Source organism: Luteimonas sp. e5, from assembly GCF_054031035.1.
Genome location: NZ_JBSTRX010000001.1, coordinates 420258 through 442261 on the forward strand (window position 1 = coordinate 420258; position 22004 = coordinate 442261).

Below are 22004 nucleotides of genomic sequence, written 5' to 3' on the forward strand. Positions count from 1 at the left end.
CGGATCGGCATCCTGCCGATCCGTCGAACCCCGGCGGGAGTTCTCGTCCGCCGCCATCCCGCAGAAACGCAAAACGCCCCGATCGGGGCGCTTTGCGTTTCTGGCGGAGAGGGGGGGATTCGAACCCCCGAGGCGCTATAAACGCCTGCCTGATTTCGAGTCAGGTACATTCAACCACTCTGCCACCTCTCCGGCGGTCAGCAAGCCGCACATGATACGGCGCGGGGCTGGTGGCGACAAGCGCTTCAGCGCCAGTGCTCGGCCACCCACGGGGTCGGCAGCACCTTGCGGTACCACTTGCCGCTGCGCCCGGCGATCGCGTCTTCGGGGTAGGGCTTGCCGTGGAAGGCGATCACCGAGGCATCGGGCGGAATGCGCGGTGGCTGGAACAGCGACAGCGGGAACGGGCGCAGGCAGTGGCGCTTGAAGCTGCGGCACCAAGCCTCGGGCCAGTAGCCGAGCTTGCCCTGGCGGGCGAGGTAGCCGGTGATGAACTCCTGCTCGTTGCGTACCTTTGCCAGCGCCTCGGCCTGGTTCTCGCGCAGGTAGTCGAGCGCGTCGGCATGCGCGCCGATGCGGTAGCGGTAGACCGAGGTATTGCCGGTGCCGTCGGACTTGTCCCACTCGCGGATGACGAGGAATTCGCCGGGCTGCTCGAAGAAACGATCAAGCTCACCGACGATGACCACGTCAAGGTCGATGAACAGGGTTTCGCCTTCCAGGTCGTGCAGCGTCGGGGCAAAGCTGGTCAGCTTGAGCCAGCCGTGGGCGAAGGTCCACGGTTCGCGCGCATCGAAATCGGCGATGCCGATCTTCGGGATGTCGAAGGTTTCGATGTCCGCATCGATGCCGCGGGTATCGTCGGTCAGGCACACGAAGCGATGCGGGCGCTTCAGATGCCGGCGCACCATCGAGCGCAGGCGATTGACGTATTCGGGGCCATACTTGGTGCCCCATTTGATGCACAGCACATTGGCCATCGAAGACTCGCTGCGGGAAAACGCGCCCATGATAGGGCATCGCCCTGAGTACACTGGCCGCATGCACATGCGCGCCGAACTTGCCGACCACGCCGCCGGGTGCCTGCTGTGGGATGCCGCGGCCTTGCCGCGTCCGGCGCAAGTGGAGTGGTTCGAAGCCAGCCATTGGGGGGAGGCCGCACAGTCGGTTGGCAGCGGCGGGCGCGGAGCCGCCTGGTTCATCGACGCCCCCTGGGGGGCGATGGTGCTGCGCCGCTACCTGCGTGGCGGGCTGGTCGCGCGCATCAGCCACGACCGTTACCTGTGGCAGGGCGAAGCCGCGGTGCGCAGCTTTGCCGAATTTCATCTGCTGCAACAGCTGCTGCAGCGCGAACTGCCGGTGCCAAGACCGCTTGCCGCCGCCTATTGGCGCCACGGACTGGCTTATCGCGCCGCGATCCTGATCGAGCGCATCGCCGGCGTGCGCAGCCTGGCCGATGCGTTGCTTGCCGATGCCGCGCCATGGCGACAGAGCGGCGAACTGATCGCGCGCTTTCATCGCCACGGCCTGTGGCATGCCGACCTCAACGCGCACAATCTGCTGTTCGACGGGCAGGGCAAGGGTTGGATGATCGATTTCGATCGCAGCCGTTTGCGCGCCGAAGGCGATGGCCGGTGGCGCCGTGCCAATCTCGCGCGGCTGCGCCGCTCGCTGGACAAGGTGGCGGGCGAGGCGCGTGCCGCGACCGTGGCGGAAGGTTTCGTCGAGCTTGAAGCGGCGTATGCGGCGGCCATGTCCGAGTCGGTGGCGCGATGAGCTGGGCGCTGCGCTTCATCGGTGTGGGCGGCGCAATGGCGGCGGCCGAACTGGGCAGCGCGATGGCCGCGATCGAGCGCGACGGCGAGCCGTGGCTGGCGATCGACTGTGGCTCCGAAGGCCTGAGCCGCTATCTCGACCATTACCGCGAGTATCCACGCGCGGTGTACGTGACCCATGCCCACCTCGATCATGTCAGCGGCTTCGAACGGCTGTTCGTCGGCACCTGGTTCGACCCGGTGCGACGCGGCCAGGTGAAGGTCTATTGCCCGGTCGGTGTGCTGCCCTGGCTGCAGCGACGCGTGGCGGACTACCCCAATGTGCTGGCCGAAGGCGGGGTCAACTTCTGGGATGCGTTCCAGCTGATCGTGGTCAGCGACCACTTCTGGCACCGTGGCGTGCGCCTCGAGAGTTTCCCGGTGCGCCATCACTGGCCCGACACTGCCCATGGCCTGCGCCTGCCGGGCAGCCTGGTCTGGACCGGCGATACCCGACCGATCCCCGAAATGCTGGCTGCCGTGGCCGATCGCGGCGAACTGATCGCGCACGACTGCGCCTTGCAGGGCAACCCGTCACACAGTGGCATCGACGACCTCGAACGCGAGTATCCGGCCGAACTGCTGGCCCGCTGCCTGCTGTACCACTACGGCTCGGCGGAGGACGCGGCGGCGCTGCGCGCGCGCGGCATGCGGGTGGCTGAACCGGGCGAAGCGGTGGCGCTTGGCGAGCCGCTGCTGCATGTTGTGGATACCCCTGCAGCGGGCTAAAATGACCGGCTGGCGCCCGCGCGCCCAAGGTTTCCGGAGAGGTGTCCGAGTGGTTGAAGGAGCACGCCTGGAAAGTGTGTAAGCGTCTAAACCGCGCTTCGGGGGTTCGAATCCCCCTCTCTCCGCCAGATACGCCAACGCCCCCGCACGGGGGCGTTGGCGTATCTGCGGAATGACGGCGGACGAGAACCTCCGCCGGGGTTCGACGGATCGGCAGGATGCCGATCCGGACAGCCGCAGGCTGCCCGAAGGGCGAGGGCCATGGATGGCCCGAGTCACCGATCGGCAGGACTGCCGATCAGGACAGCCGCAGGCTACCCGCAGGGCGAGGGCCATGGATGGCCCGAGTCACCGATCGGCAGGACTGCCGATCAGGACAGCCGCAGGCTGCCCGCAGGGCGAGGGCCATGGATGGCCCGAGTCAATCCCCCTCTCAAGCCCATGGCGCCGTCGCGCACGGGGGCGTTGGCGTATCTGCGGAATGACGGCGGACGAGAACCTCCGCCGGGGTTCGACGGATCGGCAGGCTGCCCGCAGGGCGAGGGCCATGGATGGCCCGAGTCAATCCCCCAATGAATCAAGCTCTGACCCTCCATACGGGGCGCTTTGCATTCCTGGCGAAATTGACCGCTCCACGCGACCGGCTACAATGCGCGGCCCGCCGGCGAATGCCGCGGTGATTCCATGGTGGCCCCGTCGGCCCCTCGCGACGCTAGTTCGAAAACCCCGCCAGGGCCGGAAGGCAGCAACGGTATCGAATGATGCGGGCGCCGAGGTCAGTCGGCGGGGCCGCCACCTTTTCCGGCCCCGGCATCGAGGCGCGAACACGGTCAGCGGGAGTGCCGGCAGGGCATGGCAGAATGCCCGGATGAGCTATCTCGTCCTCGCCCGCAAGTGGCGCCCCAGGCGGTTCGGTGAACTGGTCGGCCAGGAGCACGTGGTGCGTGCGTTGACCAATGCGCTGGACAGCGGCCGTGTGCACCATGCCTTCCTGTTCACCGGCACGCGCGGCGTGGGCAAGACCACCATCGCGCGCATCTTCGCCAAGTCGCTCAACTGCGAAGCGGGCACCTCCGCCGAGCCCTGCGGCGAGTGCCGCACCTGCCTCGACATCGACGCCGGACGCTTCATCGACCTGCTGGAGATCGACGCCGCGTCCAATACCGGCGTGGATGACGTGCGCGAGGTGATCGACAACGCGCAGTACATGCCCAGTCGCGGTCGGGTGAAGGTGTACCTGATCGACGAAGTGCACATGCTGTCGAAAAACGCCTTCAACGCGCTGCTGAAGACGCTGGAGGAGCCGCCGGGGCACGTGAAGTTCCTGCTCGCGACCACCGATCCGCAAAAGTTGCCGGTGACCGTGCTCTCGCGCTGCCTGCAGTTCAACCTCAAGCGGCTGGACCTGGCTCAGATCGAAGGGCAGATGCGGCGTATCCTCGAGGCCGAAGGCATCGGCTTCGAGGACGGCGCGTTGCGCCAGTTGGCGCGTGCCGCCGACGGCAGCCTGCGTGATGGCCTGTCCCTGCTCGACCAGGCCATCGCCTACGGCGGCGGGCAGGTCGGCGACGCGGAAGTGGCGGCGATGCTCGGTACTGTCGACCGTGCGCGCGTGGGTGCGCTGCTGGAGGCGCTGATGGCGGGGGATGGTGAACGCCTGTTTGCCGAAATCGAGGCTCTGGCCGAACTCGCCCCGGACTGGGGCCATGTGCTGGAGGCCTTGGCGGAAACCCTGCACCGGGTGCAGCTGCGGCAATTGGTGCCGGCCATGCAGATGAACGAGGAGGGCGGCGACATCGACATCGCCGCGCTCGCCGAGGGCCTGCGCGCCGAACTGGTGCAGCTGTGGTACCAGATGGCGGTGCAGGGCCGGCGTGACCTGTCGCTCGCGCCCGGTGAACGGGTCGGGTTCGAGATGAGCCTGCTGCGCATGCTCGCATTCCGGCCGGCAGGCGAGGGGAGCACGACCGGTGCCGCCCCCGCGGCAGCCAGGCCGGCGTCGGGCGGGCGCGCCGCGGCCCAGGCGGCGCTGGATGAAGCGCAGGCCGCGACCCCACCGGCGGCGACGCCACGTCCTCGCGCCCGTGACGCCGCACAACCGGTGATGCGAGAAGCCCCGGCTGCATCCCCGACGGCTCCCGCGTTGTCCGTGCTGGATGCGGAAAGCTGGTTGCGCGTGGTGGAACAGGCCGAACTCAAGGGGCTGGCCCGGGAGTTGGCCGCGCATGCCGGCTTCATCGCCCACGAAGGCGAGGTATTGCGACTTTCGCTGCCGGCCGAGGACGAGTTCCTGAAAACCCCGCCGGCAGTGCGGCAACTGGGCGATGCCTTGGGCGCTGTTCTCGGTACCCCGCCGCAGATCCGCTTCGAGGCGGTGGCGCCGGTGGGCGAAACCCTGCGCCAGCGCGATGCCCGCGAGCGTGATGCCCGCCACAGCGCCGCCGAACATGCGTTTCTCAATGATCCCGACGTGCAGCGGCTGATGGCCCGGGGTGCCCGCCTGGTGCCCGATTCCATCCGTCCGCTGGACGATTGACCACGAACCCCGAGGAGTATTCCGATGCGAGGCAATATCGCCCAACTGATGCAGCAGGCGCAGAAGATGCAGGAAAACCTGCAGCGCGCGCAGGAAGAGCTGGCCAATCTCGAAGTCACCGGCAATGCCGGTGGCGGCATGGTCAATGTCACCCTGACCGGCAAGATGGAATGCCGCAAGGTGCGCATCGACCCGAGCGTGTTCGAGGATGCGGAAATGGCCGAGGACCTGATCGCCGCCGCGTTCAACGATGCGGTCAACAAGGCGCATGCGGCGAGCCAGGAAAAGATGGGCGCGGCCACCGCCGGCATGCCGATGCCGCCGGGGATGAAGCTGCCGTTCTGATCCCGGCGCATGTCCTCACCGCTGCTTGAGCAATTGATCCAGGCCCTGCGCGTGCTGCCCGGGGTCGGGCCGAAGTCCGCCCAGCGCATGGCCTACCACCTGTTGGAGCGCGAGCGCGGCGGTGGCGAGCGCCTGGCCGAGGTGATGGCGGAGGCGATGGCCAAAGTCGGCCACTGCCGACGCTGTCGCGACTTCAGCGAACAGGACCTGTGCCCGACCTGTGCCAACCCCGCGCGCGAACGCAGCGAGCTGTGCGTGGTGGAAAGCCCGGCCGACCGACTCGCCATCGAGCAGGCCACCGGCTACCGCGGCCTGTATTTCGTGCTGCAGGGCCGGCTGTCGCCGCTGGACGGCATCGGGCCGGCGGAACTCGGTCTGGATGCACTGGCCGAGCGCCTGCGCGAGGGCGAGGTGCGCGAACTCATCATCGCCACCAATCCCACCGTGGAAGGCGAAGCCACCGCGCACTACCTGGCGCAACTGGCGCGCCAGGCCAGGGTGCGCCCGAGTCGCTTGGCGCATGGCGTGCCGCTCGGTGGCGAGCTGGAATACGTCGATCGCGGCACGCTTTCGCATGCCTTCGGTTCGCGCAGCGAGATGGAGTGAGGCCGGTGCCGTACGGCTTTGAGGCCGCGTGCGGTTTGCCGCGATAATGCGCGCCATGTCCCGCATGTCCTTCCAGCTGCTGGGCCACGATGGCGCGGCGCGTCGTGGTCGCCTGTCGTTCCCGCGCGGCACGGTGGAAACGCCGGCGTTCATGCCGGTGGGCACGTATGGCTCGGTCAAGGGCGTGTTTCCCGAACAGGTGCGCGAACTCGGCGCCGAAATCATCCTCGGCAACACCTTCCACCTGTGGCTGCGGCCGGGGCTGGAGGTGGTCGCCGCGCACGGTGATCTGCACGATTTCACCCGCTGGCAAGGTCCGATCCTGACCGATTCGGGCGGCTTCCAGGTGTTTTCGCTGGCCCACCGGCGCACGATCAGCGAGCAGGGGGTGACTTTCGCCGCGCCGACGGATGGCAGCCGGGTGTTCCTCGGACCGGAGGAGTCGATGCGGATCCAGCGCGTGCTGGGCAGCGACATCGTGATGATTTTCGATGAGTGCACGCCCTACCAGATCGACGGCGTGCCGGTGGGCGAAGACGTGGCGCGGCGCTCGATGGAGCTGTCGCTGCGCTGGGCCGAACGCAGCCGGCGCGCGCACGAGGGCAATGACGCGGCGCTGTTCGGCATCGTCCAGGGCGGCATGTTTCCCGGGCTGCGCAGCCGCTCGGCGGCAGGCCTGACCGGGATCGGCTTCGACGGCTATGCCATCGGCGGCCTTGCCGTGGGCGAGCCCGAGGCCGAGCGCAACGCGATGCTCGAGCACACGCTGCCACTGTTGCCGGATCACCAGCCGCGCTACCTGATGGGCGTCGGGCGTCCACGGGATCTGGTCGAGGCGGTGGCACGTGGAGTCGACATGTTCGACTGCGTGATGCCCACGCGCAATGCGCGCAACGGCCACTTCTTCACTGCCGACGGCACCGTGCGCATCCGCAACGCGCGCTACGAGAACGACCTGGGCGTGATCGAGGAAGGCTGCGACTGTTACGCCTGCGCCAACGGGTTCAGCCGCGCCTACCTGCGCCATCTCGACCGCTGCAACGAAATGCTGGCGCCGATGCTCGGCACCTTGCACAACCTGCGGCATTACCAGCGGCTGATGGCGGACATGCGGCTGGCGATCGAGCAGGGCCGCTTCGCCGATTTCCGCGCCGCGTTCCATGCCGCGCAAGCCTGAGGTGCGCGGCTGCCGGGCGCGAAGGGGGGCTTCCTGCCCGATCGCCTTGAATCCGTACACTCGCGCCCGCATGGCATAATTGCCCGTTCGCCTCCACGGATGCCCCGATGAACCTGTTCGACTTGCTGATTCCCGTTGCCCACGCCCAGACCGCCGGCACGCCGCCGCAGGGTGGTGGCATGAGCATGATGCTGATGCCGCTGGTTCTGATTGCGGTGATGTACTTCCTGATGATCCGTCCGCAGATGAAGCGGGCCAAGGAGCATCGCGCCATGCTCGGCGCGCTGAACAAGGGCGACGAGGTGATCACCAACGGCGGCATTGCCGGCGTGGTGACCGACATCGGCGACAACTTCGTCGGCGTGGAGATCGCCGAAGGCGTGCGCGTGCGGGTGCAGAAGGCAGCGATCGCCAACGTGCTGCCCAAGGGCTCGCTGAAGGCTGCCTGATTTTCGTTTCCCTTCTCGTGCGGCCCGGTCTGGGCCGCGCCGGTGATCGCCATGCTTGAGTTCCCGCGCTGGAAATACGTCCTGATCGTGCTGGTGGTGCTGCTGAGCATCGTCTATGCACTGCCCAACCTGTATCCGAAGGATCCTTCGGTGCAGGTCACCGCCAACCGTGGCGCGGCCACCGGCATCAGCCTGCGTCAGCAGGTGGAAGCGGCGATCGCCGGTGCCGGCATCACGCCCAGGGCGGTGCAGATGCCCGATGACGGCACGGTGATGGTGCGGCTGGATTCGACCGATGCGCAGACCCGCGCGCAGGACGCGCTGCGCGAGTCGCTCGGTGCCGATCACCAGGTGGCGCTGAACCTGTTGCCGACCGCGCCCGCGTGGCTCGACATGATGGGCGCCAAGCCGATGTCGCTCGGTCTCGACCTGCAGGGTGGGGTGCACTTCCTGATGCAGGTGGACCGCAACGCGGCGTTGGACAAGCGCCTGGACGCCTATGCCGACGGCATGCGCGTGGCGCTGCGTGACGCCAAGATCCGCTACCGTTCGGTGGACCGTCGTGCCGACCATGGCATCGTCGTCAATCTCGAGCCCGGTGCATCCAACGACGCCGCGCAGCGCGTGCTGGCCGAGGCGCTCGGCAGCCCGCTCAGCGGTGGCCCGGCCCTCACCTGGAGCGTGCAGGGGCCGAACACTCTCCTGGCGCGTCTGCCCGATGCCGAGATCAACAAGATCGCGCTGGAAGCGATCGAGCAGAACCGTACCGTCATCAGCGACCGCATCAACGCCATCGGCGTGGCCGAGCCGGTGCTGCAGCGGCAGGGCGCGGACCGCCTGGTGATCCAGCTGCCTGGCCTGCAGGACACCGCCGAGGCCAAGCGCCAGATCGGCGCCACCGCGACGCTGGAGTTCCGCGCCGTGACCGGTGACGAACAGGCCGCGGCGACCGCCCAGGCCACCGGCCAGGTGCCGCCCGATTCGCGCCTGTACCAGCAGGTCAGCGGTGCACCGATCCTGCTCTCCAAGCGGGTGCTGGTATCGGGTGATGAGCTGCTCGCCGCGGTACCGACCACCGATGGGCGCACCGGCTCGCCGGCGGTATCGATCACGCTCAATGCCGCCGGTGGCAAGCGCATGCTCGAGCACACCTTGGAGAATGTCGGCCAGCGCCTGGGCGTGGTCTACATCGAGCGCGTGCCGACGGTGAGCATCGTCGATGGCGAGGAGGTGCAGGGCTCGCGCATCGAGGAACGGGTGATCAGTGCCTCGACCATCCAGGGCGTGTTCGGCAAGGACTTCCAGACCACCGGACTGTCGCAGGAGGAAGCGCAGAGCCTGGCCAAGCAGCTCAAGTCCGGTGCGCTGGCCGCGCCGATGGATTTCGTCGCCGAAAGCGTGATCGGCCCGAGCTTGGGCAAGGAGAACGTGGACCGTGGCGTGCGCGCGGTCGGGTTCGCCTTCATCTTCACCCTGCTGTTCTTCATGCTCTACTACCGCATGTTCGGTCTGATCACCAGCGTCGCGCTGCTGCTCAACCTGGTGCTGGTGACGGCGGTGCTGTCGATCTTCGGCGCGACCATGACCCTGCCGGGCTTTGCCGGCCTTGCGCTGTCGATCGGCCTGTCGGTGGACGCCAACGTGCTGATCAACGAGCGCATCCGCGAGGAATTGCGTGCCGGCATGCCGGTCAAGGCGGCGATCGCCACCGGCTACGACAAGGCTTCCAGCTCCATCTTCGATGCCAACATCACCGGCATCCTCGCCGGCGTGGCGCTGTATGCCTTCGGCAGTGGTCCGCTGAAGGGCTTCGCGGTGACCCTGGTGATCGGCATTCTCGCCTCGATGTTCACTGCACTGACGGTGACCCGTGCCATCGCCACCCTGATGTATGGCCACCGCAAGAAGCTCAAGACGCTGGCGATCTGAGGCCCGATCCGAGAACGACACGGACATGAAAATTTTTCCGCTTACACTGATTCCCAACGACACGCGCATCGATTTCATGCGCATCCGCTGGGTCGGCCTGGCGATTTCCGCGCTGCTGCTGCTCACCGCGCTGGTCGGCATCTTCGGCAAGGGCTTCAACTTCGGCCTGGACTTCACCGGCGGCACCGCGATCGAGCTGCGTTTCGAGCAGCCTGCCAACGTCGAGCAGGTGCGTGGCCAGCTGGTCGATGCCGGCTTCGCCAACGCCCAGGTGCAGGCTTTCGGCGGGGTCAACAACCTGCTGGTGCGCCTGCGCGCCGAGCAGGGCGCTGACGGGCAGATCGACCAGGGCACCTCGCGGGCCGACCAGGTGCTGGCGGCGGTCAACACGGCACAGAACCCGGCCAGCATCATCAGTCGCGAATCGATCAGCGCGCAGGTCAGTTCGGAGCTGACCAGCAAGGCACTGCAGGCGATCGCCTTCGTGGTGATCGGCTTCCTCATCTACATCAGCCTGCGCTTCGAATGGAAGTTCGCGGTGGTGGCGAGCATCACCACGCTGATGGACGTGGTCATCGCCACGGGCTTCTTCGCCATCACCGGGCGCGAGTTCGACCTTACCGTGCTTGCCGGCCTGCTGGCGGTGATGGGCTTCTCGATCAACGACACCATCGTGGTGTTCGACCGCGTGCGCGAGAACTTCCGTGCGATGCGTGCCACCCCGTTCGAGGTATTCAACGCCTCCATCAACCAGACGCTCTCGCGCACCATCATCACCTCGGCGGTGTTCTTCCTCTCGGTGCTGGCCTTGTTCCTGTTCGGCGGCGAGGCGCTGCAGGGCCTGGCGCTGACGCAGATGATCGGTGTGGTGGTCGGCACGCTGTCCTCGATCTTCGTCGCCTGCGCGATGCTGACCGTGGGCCCGTTGCGTGTCACCAAGCAGGATCTGCTGCCCAAGGCGCGGGACGATGCGGCGTTGGCACGACGCCCCTGATCAGACGGATTGACTTGCATGCAAACGAAAGCGCGCGGGGATTCCCGCGCGTTTTTGCATTCCGTCCCGTGATCTCGGAGCGTTGCAGGCGATGATGCGCCTGCACGCCGCAATCAGAATGCAGCCGCGTAACCGCTGTCGGCGATCAGCTTCTGCAGCGCTTCGGCGATGCGCACGTTGCCGGCGACGAGTGGACGGCTGTCGATGCCGCGCGCATCCATCGGCCGCGTTGCCGCGCCCTTGAAGTCGCAGACCTTGCCGCCGGCTTCGCGCACCAGCAGCACGCCGGCGGCGATGTCCCAGGGCTTGAGCCCGGCTTCGAAGTAGGCGTCGAGGCGGCCGCAGGCGACCCAGGCAAGATCCAGTGCGGCCGAGCCCATGCGACGGATGTCCTCGGCCTGGTTCAGCAGCTGGCGCGTGCACTCCAGTTGCGCACCGGTGCGTTCGCGCTCGCGCGGATGGAAACCGGTGGCGACCATCGCGCCTTCCAGCGTGCGGCGCTCGGCCACGCGGATGCGCTTGTCGTCGAGCACTGCGCCATGGCCCTTGCTGGCGGTGAACAGTTCGTTGCGCAGCGGGTCGAAGATCACCCCGTGCTGCGGCTCGCCGTTCTCCACCAGGGCGATCGAGACGCAGTAATGCGGTTGCCCGCGCAGGTAGTTGCTGGTGCCGTCGAGCGGGTCGATCACCCATACGCTGCGGCCCTTGCCCTGCTGGCCGCCTTCCTCGCCGAGGATGGCGTAATCGGGCGCGGCGCGGCGCAATTCGCGCACCGCGGCCTGTTCGGCCTGGGCATCGACTTCGCTGGCGTAATCCAGGCGGCCTTTCTCGACCACGTTGAGGGATTCAAGGCGGCTGACGTTGCGCATCAGCACGCTGCCGGCGGCGCGCGCCGCCTTGACCATCAGGTTGACCGCAGGTTTCTGCATGGATAGTGCCGGGGTTGTGACAGAGCGAACCGGCATCGCGGCCGGCCAGTCAGTTTACCATTCACGGCATGAGCCTCGACGCCCCCGACATCGCCCGGCATCTGCGCATCGTGCTGGTCGGCACCCAGCACCCGGGAAACCTGGGTGCCGCCGCCCGCGCCATGCGCACCATGGGCCTTGCACGGATGATGCTGGTGGCGCCGGAGAAGGCGCCGAACCTGGAGACCGCCTCGATGGCGGCCGGCGCCGAGGCGCTGGTGTTCGATGCGCCAGTGGTGGCGACGTTGAGCGAAGCGGTGGCCGATTGCCGCCTGGTGCTGGGCTGCACCGCACGCAGCCGGCGCATCGCATTGCAGGAACTCGACCCGCGCCAGGCGGCTTCGCGCGCACTCGAGGTGGCGATGAGCGGCGGCGAAGTGGCACTGGTATTCGGACGCGAGCGCACCGGGCTGGAGAATCACGAGCTGCAGCTGTGCCATGCGGCGGTGCACATCCCCGCCAACCCGGACTTCAGTTCGCTCAACCTCGCTGCGGCGGTGCAGGTGCTGGCCTACGAGTTGCGCATGGCGCTGCTGTCGGCATCGCCTGCGGCCGTAGCCGAGGCTGTGGAGAGGGTGGAGCCTCCGGCAGCGCACGAGCAGATGGAAGGTTTCTTCTCGCAGTTGGCCGACACCCTGGACGCGATCGATTTCCACAAGGGACGCACTCCGGATTCGGCCTTGCGCAAGTTCCGCCGCATCTTCCTGCGTGCCGAACTCAACCAGCGTGAATTGCGCTTGCTGCGCGGGCTGCTGGCCGATGCGCAGCGCATGGCACGGCTGGCCAATGCGGACTGAGCCGCCGTGCCTGCTGCGCATGCCCATGTCCCCAGGCAGGAGCAGGTGCGAATCCTCATGCCATCATGCAGGACGTGCGTGCCAGCCCGCGTCCGCCATGCCTGCAGTTCGCCTTTGCGCCAGAAGATCCGCCACCGGCGAATGCCGGTTGGTCTCCGGTCATCGATTCCGGCGCCCCGGCTGTCATCGCGATGCCTGCGCCGGGCGCTTGCCGTGGGCAGTGCTGAGTCGGCAGCGCAGGCCATGAGGGGGGCTGGAGCATGATCAATCGCCTGGCACGCATGGGAATGCACATGCAGTCCATCGTGCTGACCTTGCTCGCCTTGCTGGGTGTGGCGCTGGTGGTGGCGCTGCTGATCCAGCGCCAGAACAGGATGCAACACCATGTGGCCGCTTACAGTCGCGAGACGTTGCAGCAAGTGATGGAAGATCGCTGGCGGCAGTGTCCCCAACGGCATGCATGGCAATTGGGAATCGCACTGGCGGGTCCGTTGCTGGATTCCGATCTCGAGGAAGTCGTCCGCATCGCCAACCTGACCAGCAGCGAGCCCGACGTGACCCGCGTGCGCGTGCTGGATGGCGAGAATCGCCTTCTGCACGAGGGCATGAAGGTGGAAAATGCGCGCCGCCTGCCGATGGCGGAACTGCCCGGTGATGTCGAGGTGGAGGCGCGACTTGGCACGATCGACCCGGAGCTGGCACATCTGGCTGCCGAGGTGCGCATCCTGCGCCAAGGGCGCCTGATCGGCGCTGCCGAGATCGGTTATTCGTTGGCCGCCTCGCGTGATGCGGACGCGGCAAGGCTGGCCCGGCTTGACCACGCGATGAGCCAATTGGCGGATCAGCACCGGTTGTTGATTTCGCTGCTGCTGGCGGGGATCGGCGCTCTGGCATTGTTCAGCATGCTGTGGGTGCAACGTCGTTACGTGCGCCCGATCCTGCGCCTGGCGCAGAGCGTGCGCGCCGTGGAGCATGGCATTTACGACCTTTCCGCAGACGCGGCCTCAGCGTCGGTGCGAGGCGACGAGCTGGGCGAGCTTGAACGCGCGTTTGCGCGCATGGTGGCGAGCGTGCGCGAACACGACAATGAAATCCGTCGCATCGCTTTCACCGATGCGCTGACCGGATTGCCGAACCGGCATGATTTCCGCCAACGGCTGGAAGCACGCCTGCAAATCCTTGGCGAAGGGGACGCACTGGCGCTGCTGTTCGTCGATGTGGACGACTTCAAGCGCATCAACGACACCTCAGGGCACGAAGCCGGGGATCAGGTGCTGATCGACATGGCTGCGCGAGTGCGTCGCGCCGTGCATCAGGCGGAGCTGCGCCATGCCGAAATATCGCGCTTTGGCGGCGACGAGTTCGTGATCCTGCTCGAGGCCAACGAGAGCGGAATCCATGCCGCTTCCGCTGCAGCGGCACGGCTGGCGCAAGCGCTGGTGGCCAGTTGCGCGCAGCCGGTCGAGCTGGCCGAGGGCAAGCAGGTGTTCCTCGGTGCGTCGATCGGCATCAGCCTGTTTCCCGGTGATGCGGTGGGGGCCGAGTCGCTGATCAAGCACGGCGACATCGCGATGTATCAGGCCAAGACCTCAGGCAAGCATTGCTATCGCTTCTACAACCGTGACATGGGTGAGGTCATCCAGCGACGCATGCGCATGGAACAGGAGTTGCACGGGGCCTGGGAGCGTGGCGAGTTGCACTTGACCTACCAGCCCATCGTGCGCCTGCAGGATCGCCGCGTGGTGGGCGCCGAAGCCTTGCTGGTCTGGGAGCATCCGCGCGATGGACTGGTGGCGCCTTCGGCCTTCATCGCGGTGGCGGAGGCGTCCGGACTGATCGACCAGCTCGGCCCGCAGGTGCTGCGCAAGGCCTGCAGCGATGCGATGCAGTGGCATGCCGCGGCGGGCACGGCAGCGGACGGGTTGCCACTGTTTGTCTCGGTCAACCTTTCCATGCGTCAGTTGCGTGATGCGGGCCTGGTGCAGCAGGTTGCGGCGATCCTGAGCGAAACCAGGCTTCCCGCGCATGCCCTGCGCCTGGAGTTGACCGAAACCATGGTGCTGGATGAAATCGGCGACAGCCTGGGGACGTTGCGCAGGCTGCGTGCGCTCGGGGTCAAATTGTGGCTGGACGACTTCGGCACCGGCTTTTCCTGTCTCAGCCAGTTGCGACGGCTGCCGGTCGACGGGGTCAAGATCGACCGTACGTTCATCACCGATCTGCTGCATGATCGTGCCGACCTGCTGCTGACCGAGGCGATCATCGGCATGGCACACACGCTGGATTTGCGCGTGGTGGCCGAGGGCATCGAGGAGCGTGGCCAGTTCGACTGGCTGCGCAAGGCCGGCTGCGACATGGGACAGGGGTTCTGGTTGGGGCGCCCGGTGAGCGCGGCGCAGTTCCGGCGCCTGCTCGGCTGAAGACTCAGAGCAGGGTGATATCGACCCAGCGCGCTGCCAAGGCGGCCAGTTCGCCGGATACCACGCCGAGGGAAAACACCGCCGCGCTGCCGATCATCCAGCACAGCACCATCAATCGGCCGTCGCGTTCGAGCAGGGCCAGCGCGAACAACAGCAACAGGGCGGCGAACGGGATGTTGGTGAACGGGATCGGCAGCGCCAGCAATATCCCCAGCAGGACCAGCAGCAGGCCGCTGAACATGCTGGCGGCAGGGTGGTCGATGAGCACGGGCCAGCGTGGCCGCACCCAGCGTTCCAGCCGCGTGAGCCAGGGTGCGAAACGGGTTTCGAAGCGGATCAGCAATTGCCGTTGCGGACCGCGGTGGGCCAAGCGGCGCGGCAACCAGACGCGCGGGCGATGCAGCAACAGCTGCAGCCCGACCAGGATCACCAGCGGACTGCCCAGCACTGCCGCCACGCCGGGGAAGAATGCCGGCGGCACGGCGAGAAACAGCAATACGCCGAAGCCACGCCGTCCCAGCCCGTCAAGCAGCCGGCCCAGTTCGAGGACCTCCTCCGCAGGGCCGACGGTCAGCGCATCGAGCAGGGCGCGGGTGCCGAACCCGCGCAAATGACTGTCAGGCATCCGCTTCCTGCTCCGCTGGCAGGCGCTGCAGCAGCAGCTTGTCGATGCGAGGACCGTCCAGGTCGACGACTTCGATGCGCCATCCGGCCCATTCGAAGTATTCGCCGACATTGGGGATGCGCCCGAACTGGGCGATCAGCATGCCGGCGGCGGTGTGGTAGTCGTGCTCGTCCTCGTCCGGCAGGCGTGCGCTGTCGATCAGTTCGCGCAGGTCATCCACGCCCAGGCTGCCATCGACCAGCAACGAGCCATCCTCGCGTGCGACCACCATCGGATCCTTGTCGCTGCCCTCGAGGGTCTGCAGACGGCCGATTACCGCGCCCATCACGTCGTTGATGGTGATGATGCCGCTGATGTCGCCGTATTCGTCCACCACCAGCGCCAGCGATTGCTGTTCCTCGCGGAAGATTTCCAGCAGCTTCATCGCATGGGTGGATTCGGAGACGAAGACGGCCTCGCGCAGGTCGTGGAACAGGTCGAGGCGGCGCTGGTCCAGCTCATGCAGCAATGACTTGACCTCCAGCACGCCGAGCACGTTCTGGTCGTTGCCGCGATACACCGGATAGCGCGAGAACGGGGTGGCGCGCATGGTGGCGAGGTTCTCCTCGTAGCTCGATTCCGCGTCCAGCCAGGCGATGCGGGTGCGCGGGGTCATCAGGCTTTCGGCATCGCGATCACCCAGGCGCATGACCCGGTTCATCATGTTGCGCTCGTCATCGTCGATCACGCCCTGCTCGTGGCTCTCGCTGACCAGCAGGCGGATTTCCTCCTCGCTGATCGCCTCGCGCGCATCGTCGCGGATGCCGAGCAGGCGCAGCACGCCGCGGTTGATCGCGCCAAGGCCGTGCACCACCGGTTTTGCCGCGGTGGAAAGCACGCCCACCGGGATCGCCACCAGGCTGGCGATGCGCTCGGGGTCGGTGATCGCCAGGCGCTTGGGAATCAGCTCGCCGAAGATCACCTGGGTGGCGGTGATCAGGCCGACCGCGGTGCCGATGCCGATGGTGCGGGCATAGCGGTTGGCGTCCGGCCACAGCGAATCAAGCCACGATGCGATCTGGCTGCCGATGGCTTCGCCACCGAGCACACCGATCAGGATGCCGATCAGGGTGATGCCGATCTGCACCGTGGACAGCAGGTTGTCGGGCTGCTCGGCCAGCGCCAGCGCGCGTGCCGCGCCGCGTGATTCCTCGGCCATCTGCTTGAGCTTGAGCTTGCGCGCGGTGACCAGCGCCATTTCGGACATGGCGAAGAATCCGTTCAACGCGATCAGGGCAAGCACGACCAGCAATTCAAGCACGCTCAGGCCTCATCGCGGGCGTGCGCATGCGATCCGGGCCTGCGCGGGGCAAGCGGGCAATCGCAGTGCAATGGGGCAGGAGGCTCGTCGTCCATGGGGATGTGCTGGAATTCGAGCCGATCATAACAGCCCATCGAGCGTGGCTCGGGCCGCCATCGATGTCATGTATTTGCAATAATGGCGGGATGCCGACTGACGGCACCTTCGCGAGCGCACACGCATGTTCTCACTGCAAACGATTTTCGGTTCCGGCACCCAGTTCTACGACTTGCTGAACGAGGCCGCCGAGGCCGCCCATGATGCCGCCAAGGCGCTGTATGAAATGCTGCGCGCGCCGGAGGATTACCACGGACTGGACGCCTTCAAGCTGGCGCGCACGCGCGAGCGCGCGGCCGCGGACAAGATCAACCATGCGCTGGTGGACACCTTCATCACCCCGATCGAGCGCGAGGACATCGAGGCGCTGGGCGGTGCGCTGTACCGGATCCCGAAACAGATCGAGCGCTTCGCCGACCGTTTCGACGTGGCCAAGCACCGTCTGGAAGGCATCGACTTCGCACCACGCGCGGCGATGCTGGAACAGGCCGCCAGCGTGGTGGTGGAGATGGTCAAGCAGCTGCGCCACATGCGGCTTGAGCCGATGAGCCGGCTCAACGAGCGCCTGCGCGCGATCGAGATGGAGGCTGACCGGTTGATCCTGGAGCTGCACCGCGAAATCTATTCCGGACGCATGGAGGCGGTGGAGATGTTCCTGCTCAAGGAGTTTTTCGAGATCCTCGAGAAGGCCATCGACCGCTGCCGCGAGGCGGGTGTGGTGACCTACCAGATCGTGCTCAAGAACAGCTGACGGGCACCGCCATGCTGACCCTGGTGCTGCTGGTGATTTTCACCGCGTTGGTGTTCGAGTTCATCAACGGCTTCCACGACACTGCCAATTCGATCGCCACGGTGGTCGCAACCAAGGTGCTCTCGCCGATGCAGGCGGTGATGCTGGCCGCGGTGATGAACCTGATCGGTGCCTTGATGGGTACCGCGGTGGCCAAGACCATCGCCAGCGGCTTGATCGACACCAGCGTGGTGGCGGTCACCTCGCAGGTGATCCTGTGCGCACTGCTCGGAGCCATTGCCTGGAACCTGATCACCTGGTGGAAGGGGCTGCCGTCTTCCTCCAGCCATGCCCTGATCGGCGGCCTGTGTGGTGCCGCGGTGGCGGCCGCGCACAACGACTGGGGCGCGTTGATCTGGTCGGAGAACGTCGGCAACTGGGCGAAGAATGGCGGCTTGCTGTGGAAGGTATTGCTGCCGATGGTGACCTCGCCGCTGGCCGGCTTCCTGCTCGGCGTGCTGATCATGGTGCTGCTGTGGGCGGTGATCGCGGCGATGGCGCGTGCCGGCGGGCGCCTGGCGCGGCTGGCGCGTCCGCGCTGGGTCAATGCGGTCTTCGGCAAGGCGCAGATCTTCTCCGCCGCCTACATGGGCTATGCGCATGGCCACAACGACGCGCAGAAGACCATGGGCATTATCGCGCTGACCCTGTTCGCCGCGGAAAGCAACGGCATTCTCGACGAAGTGCCGGCCATTCTCGGCTTCCTGCACCCGGCCACGGCCGGTGAATCGGACATTGCCACCTGGATCGTGGTCACCTGTGCGCTGGTGATGGCGGCCGGTACTGCCGCCGGTGGCTGGCGCATCATCAAGACCCTCGGCCACAAGATGGTCAAACTGCATCCGATCAACGGCTTTGCCGCGGAAACCGCTTCGGCCACCATCCTCACCACGGCGGCGCACTTCGGCATGCCGGTATCGACCACGCACAGCATTTCCACCGCGATCATGGGCGTGGGCTTCGCCAAGAATCCGCGCGCACTGCGCATCACCGTGATCGAGCGCATCCTGTGGGCGTGGATCTTCACCATCCCGGCCTCCGGCCTGATCGCCTATGCGCTGCTGTACCTGGTGCGCATGCTGGGCTGGATGTAGGACGCGGCAGCCATTCCCGCTTGACCCGCGCCACATCTGGCGCAACCCTTGATCCATGCACGATCAGGCACAGGCACGGCGTGCGCGCATCCTCGCCGTGGTCAGCGCGATCCCGCATGGCGAAGTGCGCAGCTACGGCGAGGTGGCGCGCCGCGCCGGGCTGCCCGGGCGTGCGCGTTGGGTGGCGCGGGTGCTGGCGGAAAGTCCGCAGACCGGGCTGCCCTGGCATCGCGTGCTGCGCAGTGATGGGCGCATCGCGTTTGCCGCCGACTCCGACGACTTCATCGAGCAACGCCGCCGCCTGCGTGCCGAAGGGGTGGTGGTGAGCGAGGCCGGCCGGGTCGCGGGGATGCCGCGATCAGGCACGCTCGACGCCGCCCTGTGGGGGCCACCGGATGCGTGAGGGCGGGTCGCATGTGAATGCGGTGCCCGCAGCCTGACCGGTATCATGTGCGACCGATTGGAGCCACCATGTTCGCCCGCATCCCCCCCGTCACCCGCGCCCTGTTGATCGCCAATGTCGGCGTGTTCCTGCTGCAGAGCCTGCTTGGCGAACTGCGCTTGGCGCCATTCATGCTGTGGCCGCTCGGTGCCGGCAGTGAAGGCTTCCCGTTCCAGCCCTGGCAAGTGCTCAGTTACGGTTTCATGCACGGCAACCTGATGCACCTGCTGTTCAACATGCTGGTGCTGTTCATGTTCGGTGCGCCACTGGAGCATGTCTGGGGCCAGCGACGGTTCCTGATTTTCTACCTTGCCTGCGTGGTCGGTGCCGGTCTGTGCCAATTGGCACTGGGTGCGTGGATGGTCGCCGAGGGCAGCCCGGCATACCCGACCGTGGGTGCCTCCGGCGGGGTGCTGGGCCTGGTGCTGGGCTACGCACTGATCTTCCCCAAGCAGAAGGTGGTGATCTTCCCGATCCCGTTCTTCATCCCGGCACGGGTCGCGGTGCTGCTGATCGGTGGCTTCGCGTTGTTTGCCGGCTTCAGCGGGCGCGTGCCGGGCATCGCCCATTTCGCCCATCTGGGCGGGATGCTGACGGGTTGGCTGATCATCCGCTACTGGCGTGGCCAGCCGCCATTCGGCGGTGGCAAGGGCGGCCGCAAGCGTCACCTGCGCAGCGTGTGAGGCGCGTGCACACCGTGTCGTGCATTGAGTGTTGATGGCCTGAGTGCACGCCGTGCGGACAGACTGACGGCCTGGCTGCCTTGCATCACGCCCCGGAACCGGGAAAGCGGTTCCGGGACGGGGTTGCCTGGGGGTTACCAGACCGTGATGCGGCTTTCCTCCGGCAGCGCCATCGGTCCTGGCACCTTGCATTTCCACGCATCCGCGAAGCCCGGCTGGTTGGCCAGCGTGGCATTGACGCGCCACTGACCAGGCGGCTCGGACGTGGTGCTGGACAGGAAGGTGGCGGCTTCCATGCCCATCTGCTGCGGCCACAGCTGCGCCCAGGCGCGGTAAAGCGATTGCAGGCTTTCGGCCTCGCTGCCGGGCAGTGCGCTGGCGAGGGCGTGCTGCGCCAGTTGCAGACCGGCAAGGTCGTGCAGGGCGCGCTCGCGCACCAGGCGGCCATTGACGTGCACGCCTTCCAGCAGCGGGTAGGGCAGGCCACTGAACTGGTTGCCGGTACGCGTCAGCAGCGCGTCCCAAGCGGCCACATCGGCCGGAGTCCACCAATCGCGCACGTTGCCGGCGGCATCGATGGCACGGCCCTGGTTGTTCACCGCACGGGTCAGTTCCTGGCCGACCAGCGCACCGAAGCTGCCGTAATGCGCCGCCATGTCCTGGCCCATGTCCAGCACCGGCGGCTGCAGCACCGCGGCGGTCACGATCAGGCGGTTTTGCGCCATGTCGTAAGCCAGCGCCGGCTGCTGCGGCAGCACGTCCCAGCGGCGGCTGGCATTGTGCCGTCCGATGCGACGCATCTCCTGGCGATGGCGCCAGGTCGAAGCGATCAGCATGTTGCTGCCGAAGCTGCCGCGGCCCATCGGCTGGATGGTGTAGTCGAGGTCACGCCTGGGCGTGCCGATCTCGATCCGCAGCTTGCCGAGCTTGGCGCGTGCTTCGGCCTTGGCGGCCGGGCTCATCCAGCCGCTGGCCTCGACCGCGGCCTGCAGCGCATCGCGCATCTCGCCGGCGACCGCCTCGGCGCGCGAAGCGGTGGTCGCGGGCAGGTAGCGTGCGGCGTATTCGCGGCCGAGCATCGGCCCGGCGGCGAGGTTGATCGCGTCCAGCGTCTGCTTCCAAAGTGGCGCGGGTGCGCTCATGCCCTGCAGCACGCGGCCGCGGAACTCGAAGGCGGCATCACGGAAGCTCTTCGACAGGTACGGCGCCATCGCATTGCCGACCTGATAACGCAGGTAGGCCTTCCATTGATCGGCCTTGAGCCCGCCGACCATCGCGTCGAGCTGTTGGAACAGCGCCGGGTTGGCGATCGATACAACGTCGTCGCTGATGCCCTGGGCGGCGATGAATTCGGCCAGCTGCAGATGGCGGTACTGCTTCTTGAGGTCGGCGATCGGCGTGGGCGCGTAGTTGCCGCGCGCATCGCGCAGGCTGGCCAGTGGCGCCGAGGCCTGCGCGATGCGGCGCTCGAGGTCGAGCACCAGCTCGGTTTCCGCTTCGAGCTTGTTCGCCGGGGTGCCGGTCAGGGTCAGGATCTTCTCGACGTAGGTGCGGTAACGCGTCATCACCGCCTGGATGTCGGCATCAGTGCGGGTATAGAAGGCGGGATCGGGCAGGGCCGTGCCGCCCTGGGCCAGATAACCGATATGGCGACCGAGGTCATTGAGGTCGACATCGGCGCTGAAATTGAACGCGACCGGGATGCCGACCTGGTGCAGGGCGGCGATTGCGGCGGGCACGTCACGGCTGCGGCGGATGCCGTTGATGCGATCGAGCAGCGGTGCGATCGGTTGCGCGCCATCGGCTTCGATCGCGGCTTCATTCAGGCCGCTGGCCCAGAAGTCACCCAGCAGTTTCTGCACATGGCCTTGCGGCGCGTTCATCGCCGCATCCAGCAGATCGCGCTGTTGCTGTTCGGCGCGCCCGCGCAGCTGGCCCAGTGCAGTGACCGCCGCGGTACCCGGTGGCGCGCTGACCGCGGCCAGCCAGTCCTGGTTGATCGCGGTGTAGAAGTCGGTGCATTCGGCGCTGACCGGCGGGGCCTTGGGCGCGGCGGCACGACGCTTGCGCTGGGCCTGCGCATCCGGCGCGATGGCGGTGGCGACGAGAACGGCGCTCAGGGCAAGGACGAGCGGTCGGGCACGGAACATCAGGCAGGACTCCAACTAAGCGAAGCGCGAAGGATAGCAAGCGCACCGTGCAATCGGCGG

At 67.0% G+C, this 22004-nt stretch carries 20 protein-coding genes, 2 tRNA genes and 1 other RNA gene; 17 read left to right on the forward strand and 6 right to left on the reverse strand.

Annotated elements, in window-relative coordinates; all coding sequences use genetic code 11:
• Window positions 1-101: 101 nt before the first annotated feature.
• Window positions 102-192: transfer RNA gene (locus ACW11F_RS02075), tRNA-Ser, on the reverse strand.
• Between the two features lie 53 nt (window positions 193-245).
• Window positions 246-1010, reverse strand: a complete 765-nt coding sequence (locus ACW11F_RS02080; protein ID WP_456995256.1) for a hypothetical protein — start codon at window positions 1008-1010, stop codon at window positions 246-248.
• A gap of 31 nt (window positions 1011-1041) precedes the next feature.
• Here ACW11F_RS02080 and ACW11F_RS02085 point away from each other — a divergent pair, with 31 nt between their 5' ends.
• The 11 genes from ACW11F_RS02085 to secF all read left to right on the forward strand — a co-directional run bounded on the left by ACW11F_RS02085 (window position 1042) and on the right by secF (window position 10579).
• On the forward strand, window positions 1042-1776 hold the full coding sequence (locus ACW11F_RS02085; RefSeq protein WP_456995257.1) for a 3-deoxy-D-manno-octulosonic acid kinase: 735 nt from the start codon (window positions 1042-1044) through the stop codon (window positions 1774-1776).
• Entirely contained in the window at window positions 1773-2543 is a 771-nt protein-coding gene (locus ACW11F_RS02090) for an MBL fold metallo-hydrolase (protein ID WP_456995258.1), read from the forward strand. The genes ACW11F_RS02085 and ACW11F_RS02090 overlap by 4 nt, the downstream gene beginning before the upstream one ends.
• A gap of 35 nt (window positions 2544-2578) precedes the next feature.
• A tRNA-Ser gene (locus ACW11F_RS02095) sits at window positions 2579-2671 on the forward strand.
• 565 nt (window positions 2672-3236) lie between these two features.
• Window positions 3237-3333, forward strand: an RNA gene (ffs, locus tag ACW11F_RS02100) — signal recognition particle sRNA small type.
• A 78-nt stretch (window positions 3334-3411) separates the two neighbouring features.
• The gene (gene dnaX / locus ACW11F_RS02105; protein WP_456995259.1) at window positions 3412-5079 is read left to right on the forward strand and encodes a DNA polymerase III subunit gamma/tau; all 1668 of its coding nucleotides are present in this window, start codon (window positions 3412-3414) and stop codon (window positions 5077-5079) included.
• Between the two features lie 24 nt (window positions 5080-5103).
• Window positions 5104-5424, forward strand: a complete 321-nt coding sequence (locus ACW11F_RS02110) for a YbaB/EbfC family nucleoid-associated protein (RefSeq protein ID WP_456995260.1) — start codon at window positions 5104-5106, stop codon at window positions 5422-5424.
• A gap of 9 nt (window positions 5425-5433) precedes the next feature.
• On the forward strand, window positions 5434-6030 hold the full coding sequence (gene recR / locus ACW11F_RS02115) for a recombination mediator RecR (protein ID WP_456995261.1): 597 nt from the start codon (window positions 5434-5436) through the stop codon (window positions 6028-6030).
• 55 nt (window positions 6031-6085) lie between these two features.
• The gene (gene tgt, locus ACW11F_RS02120) at window positions 6086-7207 is read left to right on the forward strand and encodes a tRNA guanosine(34) transglycosylase Tgt (RefSeq protein WP_456995262.1); all 1122 of its coding nucleotides are present in this window, start codon (window positions 6086-6088) and stop codon (window positions 7205-7207) included.
• 107 nt (window positions 7208-7314) lie between these two features.
• Window positions 7315-7656: a preprotein translocase subunit YajC gene (gene yajC / locus ACW11F_RS02125; protein WP_456995263.1), complete on the forward strand. Its 342-nt coding sequence runs from the start codon at window positions 7315-7317 to the stop codon at window positions 7654-7656.
• Window positions 7657-7707: 51 nt separating this feature from the next.
• Window positions 7708-9585, forward strand: a complete 1878-nt coding sequence (gene secD, locus ACW11F_RS02130; RefSeq protein ID WP_456995264.1) for a protein translocase subunit SecD — start codon at window positions 7708-7710, stop codon at window positions 9583-9585.
• Window positions 9586-9610: 25 nt separating this feature from the next.
• Window positions 9611-10579, forward strand: coding sequence for a protein translocase subunit SecF (gene secF, locus ACW11F_RS02135; protein WP_456995265.1), 969 nt, complete (start codon window positions 9611-9613; stop codon window positions 10577-10579).
• Between the two features lie 113 nt (window positions 10580-10692).
• Here the strand turns inward: secF and ACW11F_RS02140 are convergent, their stop codons facing one another.
• Window positions 10693-11508 carry an inositol monophosphatase family protein gene (locus ACW11F_RS02140; protein ID WP_456995266.1) on the reverse strand — a complete coding sequence of 272 codons (816 nt, stop codon included), beginning with the start codon at window positions 11506-11508 and terminating at the stop codon, window positions 10693-10695.
• Between the two features lie 68 nt (window positions 11509-11576).
• Here ACW11F_RS02140 and ACW11F_RS02145 point away from each other — a divergent pair, with 68 nt between their 5' ends.
• On the forward strand, window positions 11577-12344 hold the full coding sequence (locus tag ACW11F_RS02145) for an RNA methyltransferase (protein WP_456995267.1): 768 nt from the start codon (window positions 11577-11579) through the stop codon (window positions 12342-12344).
• A 260-nt stretch (window positions 12345-12604) separates the two neighbouring features.
• Complete coding sequence (locus ACW11F_RS02150; RefSeq protein ID WP_456995268.1) at window positions 12605-14764, forward strand: putative bifunctional diguanylate cyclase/phosphodiesterase; 2160 nt, start codon at window positions 12605-12607, stop codon at window positions 14762-14764.
• 4 nt (window positions 14765-14768) lie between these two features.
• Here the strand turns inward: ACW11F_RS02150 and ACW11F_RS02155 are convergent, their stop codons facing one another.
• Window positions 14769-15389, reverse strand: a complete 621-nt coding sequence (locus ACW11F_RS02155) for an exopolysaccharide biosynthesis protein (RefSeq protein ID WP_456995269.1) — start codon at window positions 15387-15389, stop codon at window positions 14769-14771.
• A complete protein-coding gene (locus ACW11F_RS02160; RefSeq protein WP_456995270.1) occupies window positions 15382-16689 on the reverse strand; it encodes a hemolysin family protein in 1308 nt (435 codons plus the stop codon). The genes ACW11F_RS02155 and ACW11F_RS02160 overlap by 8 nt, the downstream gene beginning before the upstream one ends.
• A gap of 220 nt (window positions 16690-16909) precedes the next feature.
• Between ACW11F_RS02160 and ACW11F_RS02165 the strand changes: the two genes are divergently transcribed.
• The 4 genes from ACW11F_RS02165 (at window position 16910) to ACW11F_RS02180 (ending at window position 19794) form a co-directional block, all read left to right on the forward strand.
• A complete protein-coding gene (locus tag ACW11F_RS02165) occupies window positions 16910-17536 on the forward strand; it encodes a DUF47 domain-containing protein (RefSeq protein ID WP_456995271.1) in 627 nt (208 codons plus the stop codon).
• Window positions 17537-17547: 11 nt separating this feature from the next.
• Window positions 17548-18669: an anion permease gene (locus ACW11F_RS02170; RefSeq protein ID WP_456995272.1), complete on the forward strand. Its 1122-nt coding sequence runs from the start codon at window positions 17548-17550 to the stop codon at window positions 18667-18669.
• Between the two features lie 55 nt (window positions 18670-18724).
• Window positions 18725-19072 (forward strand): MGMT family protein, encoded by a 348-nt coding sequence (locus tag ACW11F_RS02175; RefSeq protein WP_456995273.1) that lies wholly within the window; start codon window positions 18725-18727, stop codon window positions 19070-19072.
• Between the two features lie 68 nt (window positions 19073-19140).
• Window positions 19141-19794 (forward strand): rhomboid family intramembrane serine protease, encoded by a 654-nt coding sequence (locus ACW11F_RS02180; protein ID WP_456995274.1) that lies wholly within the window; start codon window positions 19141-19143, stop codon window positions 19792-19794.
• A 134-nt stretch (window positions 19795-19928) separates the two neighbouring features.
• Here ACW11F_RS02180 and ACW11F_RS02185 read toward each other — a convergent pair whose 3' ends face one another.
• Window positions 19929-21944: a M13-type metalloendopeptidase gene (locus tag ACW11F_RS02185; protein WP_456995275.1), complete on the reverse strand. Its 2016-nt coding sequence runs from the start codon at window positions 21942-21944 to the stop codon at window positions 19929-19931.
• Window positions 21945-22004: the final 60 nt, after the last annotated feature.